The sequence below is a fragment of the Pseudoduganella sp. RAF53_2 genome, assembly GCF_052113985.1.
GTDB lineage: Bacteria > Pseudomonadota > Gammaproteobacteria > Burkholderiales > Burkholderiaceae_D > Rugamonas.
In genome coordinates, this window is record NZ_JBFRDW010000157.1 from 1 (window position 1) to 10,107 (window position 10,107).

Annotated in this window: 10 protein-coding genes and 1 pseudogene; 9 read left to right on the plus strand and 2 right to left on the minus strand. The window is 62.1% G+C overall.

Features of this window, described 5'->3' with window-relative positions:
- Window positions 1-168: 168 nt before the first annotated feature.
- The 5 genes from AB4Z11_RS11590 (at window position 169) to AB4Z11_RS11610 (ending at window position 5,710) form a co-directional block, all read left to right on the plus strand.
- Window positions 169-2,046: a DUF1800 domain-containing protein gene (locus AB4Z11_RS11590; RefSeq protein WP_442025402.1), complete on the plus strand. Its 1,878-nt coding sequence runs from the start codon at window positions 169-171 to the stop codon at window positions 2,044-2,046.
- 13 nt (window positions 2,047-2,059) lie between these two features.
- On the plus strand, window positions 2,060-3,433 hold the full coding sequence (locus AB4Z11_RS11595) for a DUF1501 domain-containing protein (RefSeq protein ID WP_442025403.1): 1,374 nt from the start codon (window positions 2,060-2,062) through the stop codon (window positions 3,431-3,433).
- Between the two features lie 56 nt (window positions 3,434-3,489).
- Window positions 3,490-3,783 carry a hypothetical protein gene (locus tag AB4Z11_RS11600; RefSeq protein WP_442025404.1) on the plus strand — a complete coding sequence of 98 codons (294 nt, stop codon included), beginning with the start codon at window positions 3,490-3,492 and terminating at the stop codon, window positions 3,781-3,783.
- Window positions 3,784-3,794: 11 nt separating this feature from the next.
- Window positions 3,795-4,157: a TonB family protein gene (locus AB4Z11_RS11605; RefSeq protein WP_442025405.1), complete on the plus strand. Its 363-nt coding sequence runs from the start codon at window positions 3,795-3,797 to the stop codon at window positions 4,155-4,157.
- A gap of 62 nt (window positions 4,158-4,219) precedes the next feature.
- A complete protein-coding gene (locus tag AB4Z11_RS11610) occupies window positions 4,220-5,710 on the plus strand; it encodes an amidohydrolase family protein (RefSeq protein ID WP_442025406.1) in 1,491 nt (496 codons plus the stop codon).
- Here AB4Z11_RS11610 and AB4Z11_RS11615 read toward each other — a convergent pair.
- Window positions 5,707-6,201: an energy transducer TonB gene (locus tag AB4Z11_RS11615; RefSeq protein ID WP_442025407.1), complete on the minus strand. Its 495-nt coding sequence runs from the start codon at window positions 6,199-6,201 to the stop codon at window positions 5,707-5,709. The genes AB4Z11_RS11610 and AB4Z11_RS11615 overlap by 4 nt on opposite strands.
- Window positions 6,202-6,280: 79 nt before the next feature.
- On the minus strand, window positions 6,281-6,880 hold the full coding sequence (gene orn, locus AB4Z11_RS11620; protein ID WP_442025408.1) for an oligoribonuclease: 600 nt from the start codon (window positions 6,878-6,880) through the stop codon (window positions 6,281-6,283).
- A gap of 47 nt (window positions 6,881-6,927) precedes the next feature.
- On the opposite strand from orn, the gene AB4Z11_RS11625 reads away from it, so the two are divergent.
- The 4 genes and pseudogenes from AB4Z11_RS11625 to AB4Z11_RS11640 form a co-directional block, all read left to right on the plus strand.
- Window positions 6,928-8,199, plus strand: coding sequence for a M48 family metallopeptidase (locus AB4Z11_RS11625; protein ID WP_442025409.1), 1,272 nt, complete (start codon window positions 6,928-6,930; stop codon window positions 8,197-8,199).
- On the plus strand, window positions 8,196-8,531 hold the full coding sequence (locus AB4Z11_RS11630; protein ID WP_442025410.1) for a 4a-hydroxytetrahydrobiopterin dehydratase: 336 nt from the start codon (window positions 8,196-8,198) through the stop codon (window positions 8,529-8,531). The genes AB4Z11_RS11625 and AB4Z11_RS11630 overlap by 4 nt, the downstream gene beginning before the upstream one ends.
- Window positions 8,528-9,424 (plus strand): ribosome small subunit-dependent GTPase A, encoded by an 897-nt coding sequence (rsgA, locus tag AB4Z11_RS11635; RefSeq protein ID WP_442025411.1) that lies wholly within the window; start codon window positions 8,528-8,530, stop codon window positions 9,422-9,424. Before AB4Z11_RS11630 ends, rsgA begins: the two co-directional genes overlap by 4 nt.
- A gap of 11 nt (window positions 9,425-9,435) precedes the next feature.
- Window positions 9,436-10,107: pseudogene (locus AB4Z11_RS11640) on the plus strand (GGDEF domain-containing protein); the annotation flags it as partial.

The following is a 10,107-nucleotide window of genomic DNA, read 5'->3' on the forward strand; positions in this document are numbered from 1 at the left end:
GAGCTGACATTTCCTGCCACGACTGACAAATTTTGTTCGTGGCAAATTTTCCTCCCTGACAAATTTTGTCGCCGCCCCATAGAAACTTCGGTTTCGAAAGGGTGGCACAGAAATTGCCACATGGTATTAAACGGCGGAATCCTGCCGGTTAATATAAAGGGAGAGAAAATGCAGCTGACTCAGTACAGGGCTTGGACGCTGGCCTGCCTGATGAGCCTGTCGGCGACATCCTGGGCCGCAACGGTCGAGGTGACGAATACAGCCCGCAACGCGTCCGTGGAACTTGGCAATAAGGTCTGGTTCCTTGGCAAGGTAGACGGCAAGGGCGTCTACATGAACTTCGCCGTCAACGGTATCCCGGGCGGCAATGCCACTTACGGCACCATCAATTCGCAAAACGGCGAATACATTGCACCGAAGACGATGCCGGCCAATCCGGTCATCACCTTCACCGGCAGCACCGCCACCACGCCCAAGCTGAGCGGCACCACCACGCTGACGCTGCGCAAGCCAGGCGTGATCGGCACGCCGAATCCAACGCCTACTCCCACTCCCACTCCGACGCCGACGCCAACTCCAACGCCGACCCCGACGCCAACCCCAGGTCCGATCGGTGAACAGCCGGCGCCGGACGCCGCCACCGTGGCCGCCGCGCGCCTGCTGCAGCAAGCCACCTTCGGCCCGAACGCATCCAGCATCGCCGCCGTGAAGTCGATGGGTGCGCAAGCCTGGCTGCAGCAGCAGTTCCAGATGGCCGCTACTCCGCTGCCTGCGACCACCGACCTCGATGTGTTGCGCAAGGGCTGGTACATGAATATGGCCACCGCGCCGGACCAGCTGCGCCAGCGCATGGTATTCGCCCTGTCGCAACTGTTCGTGGTTTCGGCCGACAAGAACCCTTACGGCAACGAGATGGCGCCGTGGCTGAACACCCTGCAGAACAACGCCTTCGGCAACTTCAACACCCTGCTGCGCGAAATGACGCTGAATCCGTCGATGGGCAAATACCTCGACCTCGGCAACAGCGTGATGCCGGCGCCGAACGAGAACTATGCGCGTGAAGTCATGCAGCTGTTCACCATCGGCCCTGTGATGCTGAACCAGGACGGCACCGTGCAGCTGGACCGCAACGGCGCACCGATCCCGAGCTACGACCAGGCCACCATCGGCGGCATGTCGCGCGCCCTGAGCGGCTGGACTTATCCGGGCTCCAGCGCCACCGGCATCAATTGGGAAAACTTCACCGGCCCGCTGCAGCCGCGCGACAACTACCACGACAAGACTGCCAAGACCATCTTCGGCGGCATCACCCTGTCCGCCGGCCAGTCTACGATGCAGGATTACGACGCGGTGATGAACGCCCTGTTCAACCACCCTAACCTGCCGCCTTTCATCGCGACCCGCCTGATCCGCGCTTTCGTGATGAGCAATCCAAGCCCGGCGTATGTGCAGCGCGTGGCGGACGTCTTCGCTTACGGCCCGGCTGGCCGCGGCGATCTGAAAGCCACCCTGACCGCCGTGCTGATGGACCCGGAAGCCCAGGTTCCAAGCACCGTCTCGGGCAAGCTGAAAGACCCGATGCTGCACAGCCTCACCCTGTTCCGCGCGCTGAACGCCACCGTGATTGATCCGAACAATCTGTTCTGGGATTACTTCCTGCTGGGCGAAAAGCTGCTGAACGCACCGAGCGTGTTCAACTTCTTCTCGCCGATTACGCCACTGCCAGGCCAGGCTGGCCTGGTGGGTCCGGAGTTCCAGCTGTATGCGCCGTCGCTGTCGGTATCGCGCGCCAACTACCTGTACAACTTCCTGTCCGGCGAATACGGCGGCATGGTGCGCATCGACATCACGCCATTCCAGGCAGTGGCCAACAATCCGACCGCCCTGTTGAACCTTGTGGATGCAACGCTGCTGCAAGGCCGCATGACGCCAGCCGCACGTGCCGCCATCGGTGCCACCATCAACGCAACCGCCGACATGAAGCAGCGCGCCATCACCGCGCTGTACCTGACCGCGATCACGGCCGAATTCGCCGTCCAGCAGTGAGAGGAATACGAATATGAGCAAAACCAATATGTCGCGCCGTGGCTTCCTCGGCGCCAGTGCGCAGATCGGCATGCTGGGCGCCATGTCCACCCTGGGCTTGCTGGGCATGCCCCGTTCGGCCAAGGCAGCGCCCGTGAGCGACTACAAGGCGCTGGTCTGCGTCTATCTGTTTGGCGGTAACGACGGCAACAATATGATCGTGCCGCTGGACGCCACGCACTACAACGCCTACAACGCGATCCGCGGCAGCCAGGGGCTGGCGCTGTCGGTGAACGCCAAGACCTTGACCGCGCAGCGCAGCGCGCGCCTGTCGAACGGCGTGGACCAGCCTTTCGCTTTCCACTACGGCATGCCGGAGATCGATGCGCTGTATGGACAAGGCATGGTCGCCGGCCTGCTCAACGTTGGCAATCTGCGCCAGCCGCTGACCAAGGCGCAATATCAGTCCGGCGCCAACGTGCCGCCGCAGCTGTTCTCGCATCCGGACCAGAACATCCAGAACCAGGCAGGTACGCCATCGGCTGCCGGCACTGGCTGGGGTGGCCGTCTGGTCGATGCGCTGGGCAATGGCGGACACCTCGATGCAGTATCGGTCGGCGCGGGTGGCCTGTTTGTTGAAGGTTCGTCGGTGCACGGCAATCTGCTCCCAGGCACTGGCCAGCTGGATCTGGCGGGCATGAACTTCTGGCCGCAGAACGAAGCCGATACGCGCCGCGCTGCCCTGCTGCAGATCTTGTCGGCCCAGAATCCGAACCTGATTGCGCAAGCGGCCAACAAGTCCCTGCTGAATGGCATGGATCTGGTGAAGGACCTGAAGGCGGCCAATACCGGCGCGCCTTTGTCCACTGTATTCCCCGGCTATTCGCTGGCGCAGCAGCTGAAGACTGTGGCGCAGCTGATCCGCCTGCGTTCCACGCAAGGTCCGGGACGCCAGGTCTACTTCGTTTCGCTGAGCGGCTTCGATACCCACGGCGGCCAGGCTTACCAGCAGTTCGACATGCTGCGCCAGGTGTCGCAATCGGTCGCAGCCTTCCAGCAGGCGCTGCATGAAATCAATGCCGAGCAGCTTGTCACCACCTTCACCATGTCCGACTTCGGCCGCTCGCTGCAGCCGAACAGCGGCGGCACCGATCATGGCTGGGGCAATCACCACCTGATCATCGGCGCGGCCGTGAAAGGCGGGCTGTATGGCCAGTTCCCCGACTTTGTCCTCGGCGGCAAAGACGACGCGACCGGCCGCGGCGTGTGGATTCCACAGATCTCGAACCAGCAATACGGCGCAACGCTGGGCCGCTGGTTCGGCGCCGAAGCGGATGTACTGGAGAACCAGATCTTCAAGAATGAGCTGTCGAATTTCAGCGTGAAAGACCTGGGCTTCATGGTTTAAGAGCACCCTTTGTCCGCGCACTGAGGGGTGCGCGGGCTCTTTTTCGGAAGATGAACATGAAATACCTGAACTACGCCGCGGCGCTGTTGGCCGCAGCGCTGATCGCGGGATGCGGCGACTCCGAAGCGCCGGGTTCCACAGCCAGCGCCGTCGCAGCCGTGGCCGACGGCGATCCCGGCAAGCCTGCCTTCCAGCTGCAACAGGAGCGCGAAGCCGCTGTGCAGGCGGCGCTGGAGCGGCATGACCTTGCGCAGGCCAAGTCCCTCGCCAACACGGCCGCCTTGCGCCAGCTGGTCAACGCCGAGATCCGCTCGCAGGCCGCAGTCGAGCACTCGATTCAATCCAAATGAAGGAGATCGCCATGCTTTCCCGTTTTGCCCGCATCGCCCTCGGCGGCRCCTTGCTTAGCCTTCTCGCACTTGCTGCACCTGCTTTCAGCGCCGAGACGCAATCCCTGCCGGCCGTCGCCCGCCCCGGCCCCGGCGACCCGAGCTGCGCACGGCCCGAATATCCCAAGACGCTGAAAGGCGGCGAGCAAGGCAAGGTCGTTGTGTCCTACCTGATCGGGCTTGACGGCGCAGTCCTCGACGGCAAAATCGCCCACTCCTCCGGCACAGCCGACCTCGACCGCGCCGCCTACGTCGCCCTCTCCAAATGCCTCTACCGCATGCCCGACGGCGCCACCGAACCACGCTGGATGATCGCCACCTTCATCTGGAAATAAACTAGTAAAACTTCGCGGCAGATTTGCGCTACATTAGCGGCTCGTCAATTCTGGAGCGCTGAATGAAGCCGATCGCCGCCTTACTCCTTGCCGCCGCTGCTGCGCGCGCAGGTGCTGCACCAATCGCTTTTGTCGACGTCAATCTGATCGCGATGCAAAACGAACAGGTGCAGGCGCACCAGACGGTGCTGGTGGAGGATGGGCGGATTGCTGCTGCGGGGCCGATGGAAAGCGTGGCCGTGCCGCGCGGGGCGCAGCGGATCGATGGCAAGGGGCGTTATCTGATGCCCGGCCTGGTGGACGCGCATGTGCACCTGCTTTCGCGCGCCGAGCTGCCGCTGTTTCTGGCGCAGGGCGTGACCACGGTCTACAACCTGTCCGGCCATTCAGCGCACCTGACTTGGCGCCGGCAAGTCGCCGACGGCAGTCTGCTCGGACCTCGCATTTTCACGACCGGCCCAATCATGAACACGTCAATGCCGCCGGCGGAGGCCGAGCGCTTCGTGCAGAAGATCGCGGACCAGGGCTACGATGGCATCAAGGTCTATAACAAGATTGGCGCGGAAGAATACCCGGTCATCATTGCGACCGCCAAGGCGCGCGGCCTGCTGATTACCGGTCACGTGGCGCGCGCGCCGGGCTTCGCGAAAACACTGGCCGCGGGACAGTCGCTGGCGCATGCTGAAGAAATCCTGTACTCGCAGTTCAATGACGGCGGCGGCGAGAGTTTCGACCACGTTAAACTGGACGAATCGAAGATTGCGCCAACCGCTGCACAGATCAAGGCTGCCGGCATCAGCGTTACGGCCACGCTGACGACCTTCCATGACATCCAGCTGGAATCAACTGATCTGCAAACTTATCTGAAACGTCCTGAAATCGCTGCGTTGGCGCCGTGGGTGCGCGATGGACTGGCGCCGGGCAAAAACATTTACGGCCACTTCTCGCCCAACGACCAGAACTTCCTTCGCGAAGCCATGCCCTTCCAGCGCAAGCTGGTAAAGGCCATGTCCGATGCAGGTGTGCCAATCCTGACCGGCACCGACGCCGCCATGCTCGGCCCCGTGCCCGGCTACTCCCTGCACCGTGAATTTGCGGAACTGAGCGAATCCGGCCTCACGCCCTACCAGGTCCTGAGCGCCGCCACCATATCGCCGGCAGCCTACTTCGCCAAGCCGGGCGAGGACGGCGCCATCGCGCCCGGCCGCCGTGCGGACCTGCTGCTACTGCAAGCCAATCCATTGGACGACGTCGCCAACACCACGAAGATCGAAGGCGTCATGGCCGCCGGACGCTGGCTCCCGCGCAAGCGCCTCGACCAGCTCACCACAGCCCTCCCCGCTGCCCACCGCGCCACACGCGACCGCCTGCTGGCAGCGCTGATCGCGAAGCCAGAGAGCTTCCCCGCCATGCTGGAAGACGAAGATCCTCTCGGCGTCATGCACGGCGAACTGCGCAAGTCCCTGCAACGCAAAGTCGGCAAACAGCGCGCCGAAGCCATCCTGTCCCGCGTCCGCGCCGCCGCCCCGAACAGCGACTTCGCAAAGTCCTAGAGATTCATTTCGAACAGGACGCGGAAAGAGAACTCCTGCGAGCAGGGCTTGCCCTCACACAGGGCCGGCTTGTATTTCTCCTTCAGCAGCAGGAAGGCGACGGCTTTGGCCAGGTCGGGGTCGGGGGTTTCGTAGATCTTCACATCTTGCGGCTCCCCGTCGGGGCCGACCATGACGCGCACGTCGAGCCGTCCGCGCACTGCAAGGCGGCGCTGCACTTCTTCCAGGCCTTTGAACAGGTGCTTCAGGCCGTGCACGGGGAACGGCGGCTCATCGGCAGGCCCCATGTRCTCGTAGACGCCGCGCAGCTGATTCTTCTGCGCTTCGGTGAGCTGCTCATAAGTTTTGTCGAAAGGGAGACTGGAAATCGCGGTGTCGCGCTTGAGATGCGAGCCGGTGTCGGCCTGATCGGCCTTCATGCGGAATTTGTCGTCATCGGCGTGGGCAGTGATGGCGGCGCCCAGCACCAGGACAAGGAGAAGTTTGCGCATCGGGTAGTTGGCAAATTGAAAACAGCTTTATACCCGATGTGCCACGGCATGGGGAGTGCCGTGGCAATATTGCAACGTTTTACAGCTTGATGAAGTTCTCGCGGTAGTACTTGAGTTCTTCGATGGATTCGACGATGTCGGCCAGYGCAGTGTGCTTCTGGGCTTTCTTGAAGCCGGCGACCATTTCAGGCTTCCAGCGGCGGCCCAGCTCCTTCAGGGTGGACACGTCGATATTCCGGTAGTGGAAGAACGCCTCCAGCTTCGGCATGTACTTGACCATGAAGCGACGATCCTGGCCGATGGTATTGCCGCACATTGGCGATTTGCCGTTCGGGACCCACTGCTTCATGAAGGCGATCAGCTCGGCCTCGGCCTGCTCTTCGCTCACCGTGGAAGCTTTCACGCGGTCGATCAGGCCGGAGCGGCCATGGGTGCCTTTGTTCCAGRCATCCATCTTGTCCAGCGTTTCGTCCGACTGGTGAATCGCGAAAACGGGGCCCTCGGCCAGCACGTTCAGGTGCATGTCGGTCACCACGATTGCCACTTCGATAATACGGTCGGTTTCCGGCTCCAGGCCGGTCATTTCCATATCAACCCACACCAGGTTCATTTCATTCGGGCGCGGTGCGGCAACCGGAGCGGCGGCAGTGCTTGCTGGGGTATCGTTCGCTTGTGACATAATTCTCTCTTAGCCAAATCAATCCGCCATTTTCTCACAGGCACAGAATGTATTCACACGCGTTTTCGATTTTGTTTGTCGCTTTTCTGGTGTTGACCCTGTCGGTCCGTTTCTGGCTCGCGTCGCGCCACATCCGTCACGTGCTGGCGCACCGCGCTGCCGTGCCATCCGAATTCGCGGAAAAAATCCCACTGCATGCGCACCAGAAGGCTGCCGACTACACGGTCGCGCGCACCAAGTTCGGCCTGGTATCGATGGCGGTCAACGCCGTCGTGCTGATCTGCTTTACCCTGCTGGGCGGCCTGCAGTGGCTCAACGGCACAGTCTTCAACGCCACCGGCGGCGGCATGAGCTACCAGCTCGGCCTGATCATCGCCTTCGGCGTGATCTCGGGCCTGATCGACCTGCCGCTCGACTTCTACCGCCAGTTCCGCCTGGAAGAGCGCTTCGGCTTCAACAAGATGACGGTGGGGCTGTTCTTCACCGATATGCTGAAAGGCCTGCTGCTGGCCGGCGTGATCGGCCTGCCGCTGATCTGGGTGGTGCTGGCACTGATGGAAAAGTCCGGCGACTTGTGGTGGCTGTATGCCTGGTTTGTGTGGAGCGGCTTCCAGCTGCTGATCATGGTGCTCTACCCGACCGTGATTGCACCGCTGTTCAACAAGTTCACGCCACTGGCCGATGAATCGCTGAAGTCGCGTATCGAAGGCCTGATGCAGCGCGTTGGTTTTGCCTCCAAGGGCCTGTTTGTGATGGACGGCTCCAAGCGCAGCGCGCACGGCAATGCCTACTTCTCCGGCTTCGGTGCAGCCAAGCGCATCGTGTTCTTCGACACCCTGATCGAGCGCCTGGCGCCACAGGAAATCGAGGCCGTGCTGGCGCACGAGCTGGGCCACTTCAAGCTGAAGCACATCGTCAAGCGCATCGTGGTGATGTTCGCGATTTCGCTGGGCTTCCTGGCCCTGCTGGGCTATCTGAAAAACCAGATCTGGTTCTACACCGGCCTCGGTGTGAATCCGATCATCGTGCCGGGCCAGAGCAATGACGCCATGGCCCTGATCCTGTTCATGCTGTCGCTGCCGGTCTTCACTTTCCTGTTCGGCCCACTGACTTCGCTCAGCTCGCGCAAGCATGAATTCGAAGCGGACGCTTTCGCCGCCAAGCACACCGATTCGCGCGACCTGGTGTCGGCCCTGGTCAAGATGTACGAAGATAACGCCTCGACCCTGACGCCCGATCCGCTGCATTCGGCCTTCTACGATTCGCATCCGCCTGCCAGCGTGCGCATTCGTCAACTCAACCTGGGGGCAGCACAATGACAGCCGCCATCCTGAGCGCAGCCCACCTGCGCTCCCTGCATAGCGCCCACGTCAAGGACGGCGTGAACCACCACGAAGCATCCCGCTTGTGCCATCTGCTGGAAGGCTGGAGCATCGAAAACGGCAAGCTGGTGAAGACCTTCAACTTCGCCAACTACTACGAGACCATGGCTTTCGTGAACGCGCTGGCCTACATCTCGCACAAGGAAGACCATCACCCGGAACTGGTGGTGGGCTACAAGACCTGCCAGGTGCGCTATGACACGCACTCGGTCGGCGGCCTTTCGCTGAATGACTTTATCTGTGCAGCGAAGGCGGACGCATTGGCATGAGCAAGGAAAAGCGTACCGGCATCATCATCGCAGCACACGGCCGCCACTATCTGGCGGATTCGAACGGCCAGCATCTTCAGTGCGTCACGCGCGGCAAGAAGACCAATGTGGCGGTGGGCGACATCGTCGATCTGACCTTGACTTCGCCCGACCAGGCCGTGATCGACAAGATCCAGGAGCGCAAGACCCTGCTCTACCGCTCCGACCAGTACAAATCCAAGCTGCTGGCGGCAAACGTCACCCAGCTTTTCATCGTGGTCGCCACCGAGCCAAGCTTCTCGGACGACCTCGTGTCGCGCGCGCTGGTGGCGGCAGAAGCGGCGGGCGTGAAGGCGCGTCTGATCCTGAACAAGATCGACGTGCAAGAGGCCCTGCCGCGCGCGCAGGAGCGCCTGAAGGTCTACACGGACATGGGCTATGAGCTGATCCAGGTGTCCGCCACCGGCCAGCCGGAAGCCACCGTTGCGGCGCTTGGCCCGCTGCTGGAAGGCGAATCGTCGATCCTGATCGGCCAGTCCGGCATGGGCAAGTCCTCGCTGATTAACCTGCTGGTGCCGGACGCCGATATCGCCACGCGCGAAATCAGCGAGGCGCTGGATACCGGCAAACACACCACCACATTCACCCGCCTTTATCATCTGGGTCCCGACGCCAGCGTGATCGATTCGCCGGGCTTCCAGGAATTCGGCCTGTATCACCTCACCGAAGGCATGCTGGAACGGGYCTTCCGCGACTTCGCACCCTACCTCGGCGGATGCAAATTTTATAACTGCCGGCATTTAAGCGAGCCACAGTGCGCAATTCTTGATGCGGTCGAGCAAGGCAAGATCGCAAAAATGCGCCATACTCTGTACGGACAGCTATTACACGAATCCTCACAGACGCTTTACTGACCGGAACCGCCATGGAGATGTTTGCAGACGACGACGCCGTAGCCCAGTGGGAGCTTGACCTGCTCCCATTGCGCGGCGCCGAGCGCCTGCCGCTCCTCATGACGCTGTCCTGGCATCTGCGCCAGCGCGACTGCCCGCGCGCCGCAGAACTGGCGCAGGAAGCGAGCACCCTGCTGCTATCGTCCGAATTCGATAACGCAGAACGCTCCGCCTGCATCAGCCGCCTGAAGCTGGTGCAGGGCGAAATTGCCTGGCTCACCGGCCGTCTCGATGAAGCCTACGATCTTGCGGAAAACGCCCGCCTTGCCCTGCGCGAACTGGGTGACGACGCCGCCTGTGCCGACGCCCACTGGCTGAAGGCCTGGGTTGCCGTCGATCGCGGCGACCACCCCAAGCGCGACGAAGAACTGGCTGCAGCATCGGAAGCGGCCCGCCGCGCCGGCGACAGCGACCGCGAAGCCATTGCCGATGCGGCCAGCGCACGCTGGGCCGTGCTGCGCGACCTGCATAGCGCCAGTGCGCGCTGGGGCAAGCGCTTCGATTTGTCCGAAGAAGTATCGACAGGTGTCGATTGCTGGATCAACGATTTCCTCGGCGTGGCCGCAAGCCAGGCCAGCGATTTCGGCAACGCGGCCGGTTTCTACATCCGCAGCTACGAAGCCGCGCTGGAAACAGGCCAGATC